A 16,954-nucleotide genomic window follows, 5' to 3' on the forward strand; every position below is an offset into this window, starting at 1 on the left:
GGGCGTTGTTTCCCAAATCAGCCAGCAAGTCATGACTTCCCCAGCCCCGGGTGACCGCTACACTCGGGGCTTTCTTACAAGCAGACCAAGGGTGTTCAGTTTGTTCATCGCGCTCACATACGCCATCACTTCTCCCACTTGACCATTGTATTTTCGCAGGGTGATTTGGCCTGCCATTAACTGTTTGAACCGGAACATCGCTGTCTCTGCCTGCGAACGAAGGTGATACCCCGACATCTTTTTCCAGTGCGCCAGCCCTTCCTTGCGCATCACCTGCACCGCCTCATTTCTCGGATGGCCCTTTTTCCATAGTCCTGCGTTTTTGCGAGGCGGGATACACGCCGTCGCCCCTTTACGCGTAATCAACCGATGGCTGGCTTTGCTGTCATAGGCGCCATCCGCGTAAACACGCCCCAGCTTGCGACGCAGAGGATTGAGCAAGGTCGGCAACACCTCTGCGTCATGCACATTCTCCAGCGACACTTCTGCCGCCACGATATCGTGAGTCACCGGGTCTACCGCCAGATGTAACTTGCGCCAGACTCGACGTTTCTCAGCGCCGTGTTTTCTGACTTTCCACTCGCCTTCGCCAAACACTTTCAGACCCGTCGAGTCGATAACCAGGTCGGTAATACGCCCCTTAGGGGGCTGCCGATAGGCCACCTTCACTGTGCGTGCGCGCTTGCTGACACAGCTGTAGTCCGGGGCACACAGCGGCACATTCATCAGCTCGAACAGGGAGTCGAGTAGCCCCTGAGTGGCTCGCAGCGTGAGGCTGAAAATCCCTTTGAGCATCAGAAAGGTACAGATGCTCTGGTCGGTGTAGAGCTGGCTGCGTCCCCGTTTTCCGTGATGGACTTGGTGGAACCAGTTATCCATTGCCTCGGCATCAACCCAGAAAGTGAGAGAGCCACGGTTGATCAGAGACCTGTTGTATTGAGGCCAATTGGTGATGGGGTGAAGCGCTTTACCCATGATGCAGACTTGAGGGGGATGGTGGTGATCAGATCACTGGGTTTTCAATTAGTTCCATTCAAGCTGCATCGATTTAGGAAACAACGCCGATCGTCTGTTTACTCTATTTGCCATAAGAAAAAGCCCTTCACCATGGTGAAGGGCTTTTTGCTATCTGACGTTAACCGCTCGGTTCGGCGTGCAGGCTCAGTAGCCCTGCTGATGCACGTCCATTACGGCGCGGCCTGACGGGTCGGCCATCTCTTTGAACTTGGCATCCCACTCCAGCGCGGTGGGGGTGGAGCAGGCGACCGACTTGCCGTAGGGCACGGTGCGGGCGGCGGCTTCCAGCGGGAAGTGCTCGTCGAAGATGGCGCGGTAGAAGTAGGCCTCTTTGGTGAGCGGGGTGTTGATGGGGAAGCGGAATGCGGCCGCCTCGAACATCTGATCCGTCACTTCCTGTTCCACCATGGCTTTCAGGCTGTCGATCCACGAATAGCCCACGCCATCGGAGAACTGCTCCTTCTGGCGCCACGCCACTTCGTGGGGCAGCAGATCTTCGAACGCTTCGCGCAGGATGTGCTTCTCGATCTTGCCCTTGCCACACATCTTGTCGGCGGGCTGCAGGCGCATCGCCACGTCCATGAACTCCTTATCGAGGAAGGGCACGCGACCCTCCACACCCCAGGCTGCCATCGACTTGTTGGCGCGCAGGCAGTCATAGAGGTGCAAAGAGGCGAGCTTGCGCACGTTCTCTTCGTGGAATTCGCGGGCGTTGGGCGCCTTGTGGAAATAGAGGTAGCCACCAAACAGCTCGTCGGAGCCTTCACCGGAGAGCACCATCTTGATCCCCATCGCCTTGATGTAGCGTGCCATCAGATACATGGGCGTGGAGGCGCGGATGGTGGTGACGTCATAGGTCTCGAGGTGATAGATGACGTCGCGCAGGGCATCCAGACCCTCCTGCACGGTGAAGTGGATCTGGTGGTGGATGGTGCCGAGGTGATCAGCCACCTTGCGGGCGGCGGCGAGATCCGGCGACCCTTCCAGCCCTACGGCGAAGGAGTGCAGTTGCGGCCACCAGGCTTCGCTCTTGCCATCGTCCTCGATGCGGCGCGCCGCATAGAGCTTGGTGATAGCGGAGATGACGGAGGAGTCCAGCCCGCCGGAGAGCAGCACGCCATAAGGCACGTCACACATCAGCTGGCGTTTGACCGCCGCTTCCAGCGCGGCTTTCAGCTCGGCCTTGTCGCTGACGTTGTGCTCGACCGCGCTGTATTCCATCCAGTCGCGCTTGTACCACTGTTTGAGCTCGCCATCCTTGCTCCAGAGGTAGTGTCCCGGCGGGAAGGTTTCGACGCTCTTGCAGACCGGCACAAGCGCCTTCATCTCGGAGGCGACATAGAAGTTGCCGTGCTCGTCGCGACCGGTATAGAGGGGGATGATCCCCATGTGGTCGCGACCAATCAGGTAGGCATCCTGTTCGGCGTCATAAAGAATGAAGGCAAAGATGCCGTTGAGATCGTCGAGAAACGCCGGGCCCTTCTCCTTGTAGAGGGCCAGCAGCACTTCACAGTCGGATTTGGTCTGGAACTGGAAGTCGACCTTGAGGCTCTTCTCCAGCTCTTTGTGGTTGTAGATCTCGCCATTGACCGCCAGCACATGGGTGCGTTCGGGGTTGTAGAGCGGCTGGGCGCCATTGCCCGGGTCGACGATGGCTAGACGCTCGTGCACCAGAATGGCTTTGTCGGAGCTGTAGACGCCGGACCAGTCAGGCCCGCGGTGACGAAGTCGCTTGGACATCTCCAGCGCCGATTTGCGCAGGGCTACTGCATCGGACTTGATATCCAGAATGCCGAAAATTGAACACATTGGCGGTAATCCTCTTGATTTTTATATGAGCCCCCCACGTTTGGGCTCGAAATTCCATTTACATTCCTCGTCAGACACAATGCCTAGCGGAAAAACCTTTTGCAAGCGGGAAAACCGCAGAAAATCATGCCGTAAGCGTCAAGCGGATCAACAGGATAAGGACTGCTGCAACGGGGCTGGGTGACGTGAACGTCAAGCAGAGGCGGGTTCGAAGATGACGTAGACCTTGCGACAGGGAGTAAGGGTCTCCCACTCGCCGACAAAGCCAGCCGGAATCACGAATTGATCGCCGGGTTTGAGGGCCAGCTGGCCGCCCTGACTGTCGTGGATCACCACATCCCCCTCCAGCAGCTGGCAATACTCGTGCTCGGTGTAGTGAATGGTCCAGCGGCCCGGCTCGCAGCTCCAGAAGCCCACGTGAAACTGCTGGCTTGGGTCGGAGTAGTGGTTCCACACCGTTTGCGCCGGGTTGCCCGCTTTAATGCGCTCGGGGGCTGGCATCAGCGGGGTAGGGGCCGCCTCATGGCGGTCGAGCAAAATCCAGTCGTTGAGGGTCTTCATGGTGCCTCCCTGGCAATGGGGATATGAAAACGGGGCCATCCCGGCCCCGCGTTTGTTCGTTTTATTAAACGAGGTTGAGCATAACTTAAACGATGCGCATTCCCTTGCCAAGAGCCGTAGCCCGGCTATTCAAAGCGGCTGCAAGCGGCGGATCACATGACGGGCAAAGCCGCTGCCCGCTTCGTTGTAGACGTTGAACACCGCATCCACCCCCTGCTCCTGCAAGGAGGCGATATCATCCTCGAAGCGGACGATGGCGGCTATCTTGCCGTTGAATCCGTGGCTGCGCAGCTTCTCGATGGCGTAGAGGTTACCCGAGTGGTGGGGCATCGCCAACAGCACCAGATTGACCTGATTGGAGAGCAGCACCTTGTCCCAGAAGTCGGTATCGGTGGCATCCCCTTCGATGACGTTCATCCCCTGGGCGCGCAGGGTGGGCAGCTTCTCGCTGTCGTTCTCCACCCCGAGGATGACGTTGCCGTATTTGTTCTCCAGCTCGAAGTAGGCCCCCTGACCGATCCGCCCCATACCGAGGATGATCACCTCGGCATCACCAAGCTCTATGGGCCTGTCTTCCGGATGGAGGTTGCTCGCCTGCAATCCCCGCAGCCAGTGGCCGATGCGGTGATAAATGCGCTCGCTTTGGGCATTGAGGGGAGCGGAGATCATAAAGCTGGCCGCCAGTGCCAGCGAGACCGCCACCAGCCACTCGTGGGAGAGCCAGCCCGCCTTGGCGGCGATGGCGGCGACGATCAGGCCAAACTCCGAGAAGTTGGTGAGCGCCAGGGTCGAGAGCAGGGCGGTACGCACCCTCAGGTGAGCGCCGCTGTAGACCAGATAGTAGAGGACACTTTTCAATGGCAGGGCCAGCACCAGCGCCAGTGCCAGCAGCATGGTGTCGTGGGTCGGCAGGCCGTTGAGGCCGATGGTGAGAAAAAAGCAGACCAGAAAGAGGTCTTTGAGGTTGAAGAGCGCCTTGGCCAATCCCGCCGCAGCCGGATGAGAGGCGAGCAGCATGCCGATGATGAGGGCCCCCAGATCCGGCTTGAGGCCGACCACTTCAAAACCGGCGGCCCCGACCACCAGCGCCAGAAAGACTCCGAACAGCACCTGCAGCTCGCCGTGACCGGCCCGCTCCAGCAGCTTGAACAGCAGTGGGCGCAGTAGCGGCAGTCCCAGTACCCAGAGCGCCCAGATGCTGGGCCACTTGCCGCTGGAGAAGGCCAGAAAGGCCACGGCGAACACATCCTGCATCACCAGTACACCGATGGCGATGCGGGCGTAGAGGGCATTCATGTCACTGCGATCTTCCAGCACCTTGACCGCGAAGACGGTGCTGGAGAAGGAGAGGGCAAAGCCCAGCAGCAGCGCCAGTTTCCAATCGAGCGACAGGGCAAGTTCAAGCCCCAGTCCCTTGCAGACCAGCAGCACCACGGTAAAGAGCAGGGTGGAGAGCAGCAGGTGCAGGCTGGTGGTGCCCCACACATCGCGCCGCATCAGGGTCTTGATATTGAGCTTGAGGCCGATGGTGAACAGCAGCAGGGTGACGCCGAGATCGGCGACTTCGCTCAGGGCGGGAGTATTTTCATATCCCATGCCGTTGAGGATAAAACCGGCGGCCAGGAAGCCGAGTAGGGGGGGCAGGCCAATCAGATTGACTACCATGCCGCAACCAAAAGCCACGGCGATCAGAATGGGTTCCATAACAGATCCTGCAAGGGCAGGAGAGACCTGCCCTGTTTAACGCTTGGGTGGTGATTAGACGATATCGATGTCGACCACGGAGTCGAAGATGTGGTTCGGCCGAAACGGCATGCGGTCGATATCGGCGACCTTGCTCACCCCGGAGAGCACCAGCACCGTCTCGAGACCGGCCTGAAAGCCCGCCAGAATGTCGGTGCGCAGGTTGTCGCCGATGATGATGGTGTCGTCGGAGTGGGCCTCCATCCGGTTGAGCGCCGCACGGATGATCCAGGCGCTCGGCTTGCCGACATAGAACGGCTTCTTGCCGGTCATTCGCTCGATGGGGGCGCACAGGGCGCCGCAGGCCGGGTGCATCATGGGGCCGTGGGTATCGGGGTTGGTGGCGATAAAGCGGGCCCCCTGATCGACGAACTTGGCCCCCTGTTGCATCATGGTCCAGTTGTAGTTGCGGGTCTCGCCCACTACCACGAAGTCCGGGTCGATATCGGTGATGGTGAAACCGGCCTTGTAGAGCTCGTGGGTCAGCGCCCCTTCACCGATCACATAGGCCTTCTTGCCATCCTGACGCTTGAGGAAGTCGGCGGTACCCATGGCGGAGGTATAGAAGCACTCCTCCGGCACTTCGATCCCGGCGGAGCGGAAGCGGTTTTGCAGATCTTTCTGGGTCTGTGCCGGGTAGTTGGTGAGGAACAAGAGCTTGCTGCCCTGCTCCAGCAGGCGATGGACGAAACGGTCAGCACCGGGGATGAGATCGTTGTTGTGCAGGATGACACCGTCGATATCGCAGATGACGTTCTTCTTCATGAAAACTCCTTGTCAGGGCGCAGGCGAGCCGCCAATCGTTAAGATGTTCAATCATTTATGATTTTTGTGACGCCATTATAAGTCTGTTTGATGACAAGTCTCCCCTGTCTCGCCACTTCGGTGCACAATAAAGCTGCCGTCGGGTCAGTCTGGTGGAGGGGCTGACGCCGGATCACTTTGCTGATGGAGCCGTTGCCATGGACACCCCGATTCCCAAGCCAGTCACCCCCGAACACCTCACCGCCGCGCAATTTATCGCCGGACTGCCGAAACTGGAGCTGCACCTGCATATCGAGGGCAGCCTCGAACCCGAGCTGATGTTTGAACTGGGCCGCCGCAATAATGTGCCACTGCCCTGGCCCGATGTGGCCAGCGTGCGCGCCGCCTATGACTTTGACTGCCTGCAATCCTTTCTCGACCTCTACTACCTCGGTGCCAGCGTACTGATGACCGAGCAGGACTTCTTCGACCTCACCTGGGCCTATCTTGAGCGTTGCGCTGCCGACAAGGTGGTGCATGTGGAGATCTTCTTCGACCCGCAGACCCACACCGCCCGCGGTATCCCCTTTGCTACTGTGCTGGGCGGTATCGAGCGGGCGCTGCAGAGCGGGGAGAAGGAGTTTGGCATCAGCTGGCGCCTTATCATGAGCTTTTTGCGCCACCTGAGCGAGGAGGATGCCTTTGCGACGTTGGAAGAGGCTATGCCCTTCCTGTCGCGCATTCACGGCATCGGCCTCGACTCCGGGGAGAGGGGCAATCCGCCGACCAAGTTTGCCCGGGTCTTTGCCAAATGCCGCGAGCTGGGGCTGCCGGTGGTGGCCCACGCAGGTGAAGAGGGCCCTGCCGACTACATCTGGCAGGCGATCAACGAGCTGAAGGTATGCCGCATCGATCACGGGGTGCGCTCGGCAGACGATCCCGAGCTGCTGCGCTATCTGGCCGATACCCGGCTGCCGCTCACCGTCTGTCCCCTCTCCAACACCCGGCTCAAGGTGTTCGGCAATATGGCCCAGCACAATGTGTTGCGGCTGCTGGAGCAGGGGCTCTGCGTCACCATCAACTCGGACGATCCCGCCTACTTTGGCGGCTATATGAATGCCAACTTTGTGGCGCTGGCCGATGGCCTCGGCGCGACCATGAGTCAGCTCTGTCGCTTGTCGCTCAATGCCGTTGAGGCGAGCTGGCTCTCTCTGGCCGACAAGGCGCGGCTGACCCGGGAGATCCGCAGTTATGCCGCAACTCACGGGGTGATCCTGTATTGAGTCAGGCGCCAATGAAGTCGAGATGACATGCACTATATAAAGAGAGGCCCGCCATCACTGGCGGGCCTCTTTCGTTTCAATGGTCGGTGTGGTTATCAGGGAAGGTCAGCGTTATGCCACTCGCACCAGAAACTTCTCCCCTTGTCCTTCGCGCTTGAAGCGCTCGAGCAGGGTGGGCAGCGCCTCGAAATTGCCCACCACCAGTGGCGGCAGGGTCAGCTCGCCGCTCGCCATCTGCGCCATCATGGCGACACCGGCGGCCACCAGCCGACTCCACTGCTTGTCGGTGCCAAAGGCGTGTTGGGCACCCAGTGCAATCTCGTGCAACGAGTGGCAATGGCTAAAGGCGGGTAGCGGGTTGTGCGGGATGCGCCCGAGCACAGTCACCATGTGACCGTAGTAGCCAAGGGCAGGCAGCAGGCTCTCTGCCTGTTGGCTGGAGACCAGATCGATGATCCCCTCAAACGACTCGTTGCCGTTGGCAGTCTGTAGGGTGGCCAGCCAGGCGGGATCCCGGTAATCGGCCACCCCCTGCACACCTATCTGTTTGAGCCAGTGATGGTGGCGTGAGCTGGCGCTGGCAAAGACCCGCGCCCCCTGCTTGAGGGCGAGCTGCACCGCAAAGCGGCCGACACTGCTGCCGGCACCGGTGATAAGCAGCGCTTCCCCGTGCAGGCGCGGCAACTTGGCCAGCGCCTGCCACGCAGTGAGGCCGGGACAGGGCAGGGCGGCGGCCGCCTCGTCACTTAGGGCATCGGGCACCGGCAGCAGGGCACGGGCTGGTACCCGGGTGTGGCGGGCAAAGCTGCCGTGGTGGCGCAGGTCGGTGTGATAGGCGACCCTAGCACCGAGGCGCAGATGGCTGACGTTGGCACCGAGGGCCACGATAGTGCCCATGCCATCGACGCCGGGCACCTGACCATCCTGCCAGTTGGAGTGGCCATATTCGATCAGCTTCCAGTCCACCGGATTGAAGGCGATGACCCGGTTTGCCACCAGCACCTCGTCAGGGGCGAGCGGTGCCAGGGGCAGATCGGCGAGGGTAAGCTGGGTCGGTTCACCGGGGGCATGCCAGCACCAGGCTTGGGTGTGATTCATGATGACTCCTTGTGAAAGCGAGGGGAGAGAAGAATGAGATTATTGCAACAGTGATTCGGTCAGTCATATCACTGTTGCTAATGCGCAACAATACGGCGGGCCCCAACCTGTGGGGCCTGCTTTACGTGGCCGGTTGGCCATCGGCAATCAGCGGTTGGTGGTTACGTCATCAGCCTGATAGACGGGGTAGTCGGTCAGCCCTTTCTCGCCGCCGCCAAACAGGGTAGCCGGATCGTGGGGTGCCAGCGGATAGCCGTGGCGCAGCCGGTTCGGCAGGTCCGGGTTGGCGACGAAGGGGCGGCCAAAACCAATCATGTCGGCCCAGCCCGCTTCGAGGGCGGCGCGTGCGCGATCACCATCATATTTACCGGCGTAGATCAGGGTATTGGGGAAGGCATCCCGTAGACCCTGCTTGAAGTTCTCCGGCATCAGGGGGGCATCGTCCCAGTCCGCTTCGGCAATGTGCAGGTAGACCACGTTGAGCTGGCCCAGCAGGCGGGCGGCCGCCAGATAGGTCTCCTGCGGATTGGCATCCACGGTGCCGTTGAGGGTGGTGAGCGGCGCAAGACGCACCCCGACACGTTCGGCGCCGATTTCGCTACTAACCGCTTCTGTCACCTCTTTGAGAAAGCGCAGCCGGTTATCCAGCGATCCGCCGTAACTGTCGGTGCGGGCGTTGGATTCGGAGTCGAGGAACTGGTTGATGAGATAACCGTTGGCGGCGTGCAGCTCGATGCCGTCAAAACCGGCGCTGATGGCGTTGCGGGCCGCCTGACGGAACTGGCCCACCACCGCATCGATATCGGCCTGGGTCATGGCGCGCGGGGTGACGGTCTCGACAAAGCCCGGCGCATCGCTGCCGTTATCGACGAACACCTTGACGCCCACTGCGGGCAGGGCTGAAGCGGAGATGGGCTGGGCGCCGCCGATGTTGTCCGGATGGGTGACGCGGCCCACGTGCCAGAGCTGGGCGAAGATGGTGCCCCCCTTGGCGTGCACGGCATCGGTCACCAGTTTCCAGCCAGCGATCTGCTCTGCGCTGTAGATGCCCGGCGTCCAGGCGTAGCCCTTGCCCATGGGGTCGATTTGGGTGCCTTCGCTGATGATCAGGCCCGCCTCGGCGCGCTGGGCGTAGTAGCTCGCCATCATGGCGTTGGCCACATCACCCGGCTGACTGGCACGGGAGCGGGTCATGGGGGGCATGACGATGCGGTTGGCAAGGTGCAGCTGGCCGAGGCGCAGCGGGCAGAACAGGTGATCGTGGCTCATCTTGAGTTCCTCATGGTGGAAGTGAGGCCACTTTATGCCGCCATCTTGTTGTGAAAAAGGGGGGTAATTGCACAAGAGAATTGTGCTTGATGCAGCAATCAGTGCAAACCGTCGGGAAAGAGGCGTTGAGGCATAAAGTTGAAGCATAAAAAAGAGGGCCGTCTGGCCCTCTTCTGTATTCTGCTGGTGGCAGGCTCAAGCCGTGGCGGGCATCACTTTCACCCGCTCGATACGCCGCTCGCTCACCTCGATCACCTCGAAGTTGAGCTGCTGCAGTTGCAACTGCTGACCCGGGGTGGGCAGAGTGCCGAAGTGGGAGAGCAGCATGCCCGCCAGGGTCACGTATTCATCGCTCTCGCTTACCAGCCCCTCGTGCTCCAGCACCTGCTCCACATGGTGGATGTTGGTGCTGCCGTTGATGAGCCACCCTTCGCCATCGCGCACGATATCCGGGGTTTCGTCCTCATCCGGCAGCTCGCCGACGATGGCCTCCAGCAGATCGTGGGTGGTGACCAGCCCCTGGATCACGCCAAACTCGTCGGAGACCAGAATAAGGCTCCCTTTGGCTTTGCGCAGCTCCGCCAGCAGGCGGATCACGTTGATGGTCTGCGGCACGATAATGGGATCGTTCTGCTTGGCCAGTTCGCTCAAAGATTGCCCTTCGTTCAAGGCAAACAGCAGATCGCGCGCCTTGACCACTCCGATCACCTCGTCCAGATCCCCGTCACAGATAGGGAACAGGCTGTGGGGCTCGCGCTGCAGCAGGGCGCGGATCTCGTCGCTGGAGTCGTTGATATCGATCCAGGCCATCTCCGAGCGCGGGGTCATGATGGTGCGAATGGAGCGCTCGGCCAGCGACAGTACGCCGGTCACCATATAGCGCTCCTCCTCGCCAAAGCTCACCGGCGCTACGGCAGGGGCATCCAGATCATCATCCGGCTGATCCTGATAGGCCTTGCTGCCCATCAGCTTGAAGATGGCGGCGGTGGTGCGCTCGCGCAGCGGCTGTTTGGATTCGTGACGCATGGCGCTGCGCTGGGCCAGCTGGTTGAAAAACTCGATCAGCACCGAGAAGCCGATGGCCGCGTAGAGGTAGCCCTTCGGAATATGGAAGCCAAATCCTTCCGCCACCAGGCTGAAGCCGATCATCAGCAGGAAGCTCAGACAGAGCACCACCACGGTGGGGTGGGCGTTGACGAAGCGGGTCAGCGGCTTGGAGGCGAGCACCATCACCACCATGGCGATGGTCACGGCGGCCATCATCACGCCAAGGTGTTCCACCATGCCGACGGCAGTGATGATGGAGTCGAGCGAGAAGACCGCATCGAGCACCAAAATTTGGGCGATCACCACGCCGAAGCTGGCGTAGGCGCCGACCGGGCCATCATCCTGGGGTTTGGCTTCCAGTCGCTCATGCAGCTCGGAGGTGGCCTTGAACAGCAGGAACAGGCCGCCCCCCATCAGGATCAGGTCCCGACCGGAGAAGGGGTGATCCCACAGGTGCAAAATCGGGGTGGTCAGGGTGACCAGCCATGACATGACGCTCAAGAGCCCAAGTCGCATCAGCAGGGCCAGCGATAGGCCGATGACGCGTGCCTTGTCCCGTTGGGGGGGGGGCAGTTTTTTCACCAGAATGGCGATAAAGACCAGGTTGTCGATCCCGAGCACGATTTCCAGAATGATCAGGGTAAACAGACCAATCCAGATATGGGGATCCAGCAGCAATTCCATTGTGACGACCTCAATAAAAACAGACAGAGCAAACAGTGATCACGGCGCACGATGGCCGCAGTAACAGCAAGGCAAAGGTGTTATTCAGAGGCGCTGATTAAGCAGAAAAAGATAGGCTTTGACAGAGAGAGACGAAGGGCAACTTCGGGGATTGTCCATGATGGGCAATAAAACCTCGGGTGAAAAATGAGCCCTGATGATAACGGCTGGCGCCAATTTGGCAAGCGCAGCGTCAGCGGGGCGTGATGGGGTTGTGATGCGACAGGGGAGGCGGCCGTGCCGCGCTCCCCCGTGCGGTCGTTACAACCAGCGCTTTTCGCGGGTGAAACAGACCGAGAGCCAGGCATCCCCCAGGGTGTCGCCGAGGCGAGACCAGAGCTCCTGACGCAGGGCATCCTGACGTTCGACGGGCCACTCCTGACCCGGCGCCACCAGAATGTTCAATTCCAGATCGAAGCGGCGACCGCTCTTGGCCAGATGGCTGTAGCACTCGATGCCATGGCGCTGGCGCAGCGCCTCGATCTCCTGCTCGACTTGCCGTGGCACATCCCCCTTGGGGGCGATCTTCAACACTTCCCGCAGGTTGCGACCGAGCACCTTGATGGGAATGAGGGTGGCGCAGAGGGCCAGCAGCGAGACCAGCACCGGGTCTATGTAGCGGTTGTATTGGCCGTAGCCGATGGCATCAAGGCCAATGGCGACCACGAAACCGATAAGCAGGGTGGCGCTGAGCAGGGTATCCACCAGCCACTCTTTGGAGTCGACCCGCACCAGCTCGGAGTCTACCTGCTCGGCGACCTGGGCTTCGATGCGATAGATGATGGCGCAGAAGAAGGTGGAGACGGCGGCATAGATAAGGGCGTGGCCGAGATCGATCTCCCGTCCGCCATCCAGCAGGGTGGTGATGCCGCTATAGAGGGCGCCGAGACAGAGCAGCAAGATAATAGCGCCATTGATGACGTTGGTGATGGGCTCGAAGTGGGCATAGCCATACTGGAAGCGCGCATCGGAAGGGCGGGTAACGAGATAGGCAGTGATGAGGCCAAGGCCCGTCATACCCATGCTGAACAGGGTGAAGATACCATCGAGCATGATGGCGTTGGAGCCAACGAACAGGCCGTAGCCGATGCCGAAGATGGCAAAGGTGATACAACCGAACAGCGACAGGGTAAGCGCCTGTTTTTCGGTGGTGACCAGCGTACTGATAACATGGCTGTGGTGAGCCATAAAAGTCCTCCTTTCAAATGGTGAATATTGCCAAGCGCAAGCGGTTTTCTAGCTGATATACTGCCCGCTCACATGTGAGCGGACTGGCCTGACTGCCATTGACAGGCGGCTGGCCAGTCGTTGTCGCCGGCGTGCCGGCATCAAGCAAAGGATGGGAACAAGGATTCATGATCCCGAGACTCGATTACCAGGACAGTTTGTCACCCGCAACCCTGCAGTTTCTTGAGTTGCTAGAGCGCAGCGCATTTCGTGGTGATATCGAAAAGTCTTATGCAAGTCGGTTGGCGATGGCGACGGATAACAGCGTCTATCAGGTAGTACCTCAGGCGGTTCTCTATCCGCGCAGTGCGGACGACATAGTAGCAATGCTCAAGCTGGCCGCAGAGCCGGCGTTCGCCTCCCTGAGCTTTTTCCCTCGTGGTGGCGGTACCGGCACCAATGGTCAGTCATTGGGCGGCGGCATTATCGTCGATCTCTCCCGTTATATGAACCAGATCATGGAAATTAATCTGGAGGAGGGGTGGGTGCGTGCCCAGGCCGGGGTGGTGAAAGACCAGCTCAACGCCTATCTCAAGCCCCATGGCTACTTCTTCTCGCCGGATCTTTCCACCTCCAACCGCGCCACCTTAGGGGGCATGATCAACACCGACGCCTCGGGGCAGGGGTCGCTGGTCTACGGCAAAACCTCGGATCACGTGCTCGGCCTCAAAGCCGTGCTGGAGAATGGTGACATCATGGCGACCGAGCCGCTAAGTAGCGAACGGCTTGCCGACAAGCTGGCGCTGGAGAGTCGCGAAGGAGAGATCTATCGCACCCTCTATCGCATCGGCAAGGAGCGCCGAGCCGACATCGAGGCGACCTTCCCCAAGCTCAACCGCTTTCTGACCGGCTACGATCTCAAGCACCTCTATCAACCCGATACCGACACGCTGGATGTGAGCCGGGTGCTGTGCGGATCTGAAGGGTCTCTCGGCTTTATCACCGAAGCCAAACTCAACATCACCCCCATCCCGCGCTACCGCACCCTGGTCAACGTCAAGTACGACAGTTTCCCTTCCGCTCTGCGCAACGCCCCCTTTATGGTTGAGGCCCAAGCGCTGTCGGTGGAGACGGTGGATTCCCGGGTGCTCGGGCTGGCCCGCGCCGACATCATCTGGCATTCGGTGAAAGAACTTATTCAGGATGTGCCCGGCAAGGATCTGCAGGGGCTCAACATAGTCGAGTTTGCCGACACAGACGAGGCAGAACACAAGGCCAAGGTGGCGGAGCTGTGCCGTCGTATCGACGCGCTGCTGGCCAAGGGGGAGGCCGGGATCATCGGCTATCAGGTGTGTGACCACCTGCCGAGCATCGAAACCATCTACACCATGCGCAAGAAGTCGGTGGGGCTGCTGGGCAACGCCGAAGGGCGCAAGAAGCCGGTGGCCTTCACTGAAGACACCGCCGTGCCGCCCGAATCCCTGGCCGATTTCATCATGGAGTTTCGCGCTCTGCTGGATGCCCACGGCCTCGACTACGGCATGTTTGGCCACGTCGATGCCGGTGTGCTGCACGTGCGCCCGGCGCTGGATTTGTGCGACCCCGAGCAGGAGGTGCTGCTGCGCCGCATCTCCGATCAGGTGGTGGCGCTCACCGCCAAATATGGTGGCCTGATGTGGGGCGAGCACGGCAAGGGCTTTCGCTCCGAATACAGCCCCGCCTTCTTTGGAGAGCTGTGGGAAGAGCTGCAGCGGGTCAAGGGGGCGTTCGACCCGACCAACCGCATCAACCCGGGCAAGATCTGTATCCCCTACGGTAGCGGCGCCGAGCTGGTGTCGGTGGATGGCCCCAAGCGCGGCAAGTATGACCGCCAGATCCCGCTCGCGGTGCGCACCAGCTACACCCGCGCCATGGATTGCAACGGCAATGGTCTGTGCTTCACCTTCGAGACCGACTCCCCCATGTGCCCCTCGGTCAAGATCAGCCGTGATCGTCGCCACTCCCCCAAGGGGCGGGCGGGCCTGATGCGTGAATGGTTGCGTCAGCTGGCGGAGCAGGGCTTTGACCCGCTGGCGGAAGAGGTGGCGCTGCAATCCGGTGGCGTGCGCTTCAAACAGCTGGTGGACAAGGTGCGCAACAGCTGGGCCAAACAGCGCGGCGAGTATGACTTCTCCCACGAGGTGATGGAGGCGATGTCGGGCTGTCTGGCCTGCAAGGCGTGCACCAGCCAGTGCCCGATCAAGGTGGATGTGCCAGATTTTCGCGCCCGCTTTATGCAGCTCTACCACGGTCGCTACCTGCGAGCTCCCAAGGATTACTTCGTCGGCACGGTGGAGAGCTATGCGCCGCTGCTTGCCAAGGCGCCGAAGCTGGTCAACTTCTTCCTCGAAAAAGAGTGGGCCCAGAAGGCGACCGAGAAGAGCATCGGCATGGTCGATGTGCCGCTGCTCTCGGTGCCGACCCTGGCCGAGAGCCTGCATGATAACCGCGCCCGCTATTTTGATCTGCCGGGTCTGGAGCGGATGAGTGCCGAGCAGCGCAAGCAGGTAGTGCTCATCGTGCAGGATCCCTTCACCAGTTATTACGATGCCCCCGTGGTGCGCGACCTGGTGAAACTCGCCAGCAAGCTCGGTTTCCAGCCCTATCTGCTGCCCTTTAAACCTAACGGCAAGCCCCAGCATATCAAGGGGTTCCTGCGCGCCTTTGCCCGTACCGCGGCGAGCAGCGCCCAGTTTCTCAACAAGATTGCGGCGCTCGGCATCCCCATGGTGGGGGTGGATCCGGCCATGGTGCTTTGCTATCGCGACGAGTATGCCAAGGCGCTTGGGTCGGCCCGCGGTGATTTTCAGGTGTTGTTGCCGCAGGAGTGGCTGCTCTCGCTGCCGGCAGATCAACTGCCTGCTAGCGCCAACAAGACCAAGATCGAGGAGGGGAGTGAGCCCTGGTATCTGTTTGCCCACTGCACCGAGAAGACCGCCAAGCCCTCCACTCACGGTGACTGGAGCACCCTGTTTGGCCGCTTCGGGGCCAGTTTGCAGCCGGTCTCTGTGGGGTGTTGCGGTATGGCGGGCACCTATGGTCACGACGTCAAACAGGTGGAGAACTCCAAGGGCATCTATGGGTTGAGCTGGGCCGACCCGCTCGCCCGCCTGCCCAAGGGACGCTGCCTGGCGACCGGCTATTCGTGCCGCAGTCAGGTCAAGCGGATGGAGGGGGAAAAGCTCAAACATCCATTGCAAGCCCTGCTGGAGCTGCTCTGATGCTGACGTTTCCCAAGCGGTTTCGGGTGCCGAAGGCTTATCGGCATCCACGTTTCTTGCTGTTACCCGCTACCCCCGCTCAGGCTGTGGTGGAGTTTGTCGCCATGTTGCGCGAGCGCGAGCAGCTCCATCAGCTGTTTCGCCCGCACGATCTTTGGCCCTCAGCCAACTTCAGCCTGAGCCAGCACGAAGGAGATCTGGAGTGGCAGCAGTCGGAGTTTCTGGCCAAGCGCTCCTTTGCCTATGGTCTCTGGAGCCCGGATCGGGAGCCGCAATTTTGGGGCGGGGTTTATCTCTACCCCTCGGTGTTGCCAGAGGTAGCGGCGGAGCTCTTCTTCTGGAAGGTGGCCGAGGCACCCATCACGGATGAGGAGCTGGAGATTCAGCTGCGCGAGTGGCTCGCCAGGGTGTGGCAGTGGCCAGAACCCCGCTTGCCGGGGCGAGATGTGCCTTGGTCCGAGTGGCCCGGCGTTACCTACCCCTGGTGACATCCCGCTTAAGAGCATGATTGTGTAACACGCAGCTCCGGGTCGGGGCTGCGTTGTTAACACGTCACCTGGTAACCAACAACTCATATAACAGAACCATTTTGCCGATGGAGGTCGTTTCACTCATATCGGTACGCATTCATCGCTACATAAGGAGTCTGCTCGCAATGAGTCACGATATTGCGCCTATATGGCGTAAACCCATGAGTCTGGAGGGGCTCAACGCCACCTCTCGCAACACCCTGATGGCCCATCTCGATATCGTCTACACCGCTTTTGGCCCCGACTGGTTGGAAGCGACCATGCCGGTGGATCACCGCACCCACCAGCCCCTTGGCATGCTGCACGGTGGTGCCTCTGTTGTGCTGGCGGAGACGCTTGGGTCGCTGGCGGCCAATATGGCGGTGGGGCCAGATAGCTACTGTGTGGGACTGGAAGTGAATGCCAACCATCTGCGGGCCAAACGGGAAGGGGTGGTGACCGGGCGTTGCACGCCGCTCCATCTGGGAGCAACAACCCAGGTGTGGCAGATTGAAATTCGGGACGAACGTGAGCGTTTATTGTGCACCAGCCGACTGACCATGGCGGTGCTCAAACACAAGCGGGGCAAGGACTCCAGCGAGGAGTGATCTGCAATAACGCACTATGAGTGCAAAATAAGCAAGCCATACTCGTCAGATCCCTCTATAATTGCCAACGTCTTGAGAGGCTTATCACATTTTTCAAGACAGCAGAACAAAGTGGC

At 60.4% G+C, this 16,954-nt stretch carries 13 protein-coding genes; 4 read left to right on the forward strand and 9 right to left on the reverse strand.

Going from position 1 to position 16,954, the window contains the following annotated elements; translation table 11 throughout:
• Positions 1-57 precede the first annotated feature (57 nt).
• From AB5Y73_RS01700 to AB5Y73_RS01720, 5 genes are all read right to left on the reverse strand, one after another.
• Complete coding sequence (locus tag AB5Y73_RS01700; RefSeq protein WP_107685037.1) at positions 58-975, reverse strand: IS5 family transposase; 918 nt, start codon at positions 973-975, stop codon at positions 58-60.
• Positions 976-1,161: 186 nt separating this feature from the next.
• Entirely contained in the window at positions 1,162-2,826 is a 1,665-nt protein-coding gene (gene asnB, locus AB5Y73_RS01705; protein ID WP_021231446.1) for an asparagine synthase B, read from the reverse strand.
• Between the two features lie 192 nt (positions 2,827-3,018).
• Entirely contained in the window at positions 3,019-3,387 is a 369-nt protein-coding gene (locus tag AB5Y73_RS01710; RefSeq protein ID WP_107685036.1) for a cupin domain-containing protein, read from the reverse strand.
• Between the two features lie 129 nt (positions 3,388-3,516).
• Entirely contained in the window at positions 3,517-5,091 is a 1,575-nt protein-coding gene (locus AB5Y73_RS01715) for a cation:proton antiporter family protein (RefSeq protein ID WP_005344770.1), read from the reverse strand.
• Between the two features lie 54 nt (positions 5,092-5,145).
• Positions 5,146-5,895 carry an HAD-IIA family hydrolase gene (locus tag AB5Y73_RS01720; RefSeq protein ID WP_005337281.1) on the reverse strand — a complete coding sequence of 250 codons (750 nt, stop codon included), beginning with the start codon at positions 5,893-5,895 and terminating at the stop codon, positions 5,146-5,148.
• A 197-nt stretch (positions 5,896-6,092) separates the two neighbouring features.
• On the opposite strand from AB5Y73_RS01720, the gene AB5Y73_RS01725 reads away from it, so the two are divergent.
• A complete protein-coding gene (locus AB5Y73_RS01725) occupies positions 6,093-7,157 on the forward strand; it encodes an adenosine deaminase (protein WP_107685035.1) in 1,065 nt (354 codons plus the stop codon).
• Between the two features lie 111 nt (positions 7,158-7,268).
• Here AB5Y73_RS01725 and AB5Y73_RS01730 read toward each other — a convergent pair whose 3' ends face one another.
• From AB5Y73_RS01730 to AB5Y73_RS01745, 4 genes are all read right to left on the reverse strand, one after another.
• The gene (locus AB5Y73_RS01730) at positions 7,269-8,255 is read right to left on the reverse strand and encodes a zinc-binding dehydrogenase (RefSeq protein WP_107685034.1); all 987 of its coding nucleotides are present in this window, start codon (positions 8,253-8,255) and stop codon (positions 7,269-7,271) included.
• 147 nt (positions 8,256-8,402) lie between these two features.
• On the reverse strand, positions 8,403-9,524 hold the full coding sequence (locus tag AB5Y73_RS01735) for an alkene reductase (protein ID WP_107685033.1): 1,122 nt from the start codon (positions 9,522-9,524) through the stop codon (positions 8,403-8,405).
• A gap of 195 nt (positions 9,525-9,719) precedes the next feature.
• On the reverse strand, positions 9,720-11,255 hold the full coding sequence (locus AB5Y73_RS01740; protein WP_107685032.1) for a TerC family protein: 1,536 nt from the start codon (positions 11,253-11,255) through the stop codon (positions 9,720-9,722).
• Between the two features lie 300 nt (positions 11,256-11,555).
• The gene (locus AB5Y73_RS01745; RefSeq protein WP_075115152.1) at positions 11,556-12,482 is read right to left on the reverse strand and encodes a cation diffusion facilitator family transporter; all 927 of its coding nucleotides are present in this window, start codon (positions 12,480-12,482) and stop codon (positions 11,556-11,558) included.
• A gap of 167 nt (positions 12,483-12,649) precedes the next feature.
• On the opposite strand from AB5Y73_RS01745, the gene AB5Y73_RS01750 reads away from it, so the two are divergent.
• The 3 genes from AB5Y73_RS01750 (at position 12,650) to AB5Y73_RS01760 (ending at position 16,838) form a co-directional block, all read left to right on the forward strand.
• Positions 12,650-15,721, forward strand: a complete 3,072-nt coding sequence (locus AB5Y73_RS01750; protein ID WP_162895368.1) for an FAD-binding and (Fe-S)-binding domain-containing protein — start codon at positions 12,650-12,652, stop codon at positions 15,719-15,721.
• Positions 15,721-16,209, forward strand: coding sequence for a hypothetical protein (locus tag AB5Y73_RS01755; RefSeq protein WP_107685030.1), 489 nt, complete (start codon positions 15,721-15,723; stop codon positions 16,207-16,209). The genes AB5Y73_RS01750 and AB5Y73_RS01755 overlap by 1 nt, the downstream gene beginning before the upstream one ends.
• Positions 16,210-16,376: 167 nt before the next feature.
• On the forward strand, positions 16,377-16,838 hold the full coding sequence (locus AB5Y73_RS01760; RefSeq protein WP_107685029.1) for a hotdog fold thioesterase: 462 nt from the start codon (positions 16,377-16,379) through the stop codon (positions 16,836-16,838).
• Positions 16,839-16,954 lie beyond the last annotated feature (116 nt).

The organism is Aeromonas sp. s7(2024) (assembly GCF_040907825.1).
Taxonomy (GTDB): Bacteria; Pseudomonadota; Gammaproteobacteria; order Enterobacterales; family Aeromonadaceae; genus Aeromonas; species Aeromonas veronii.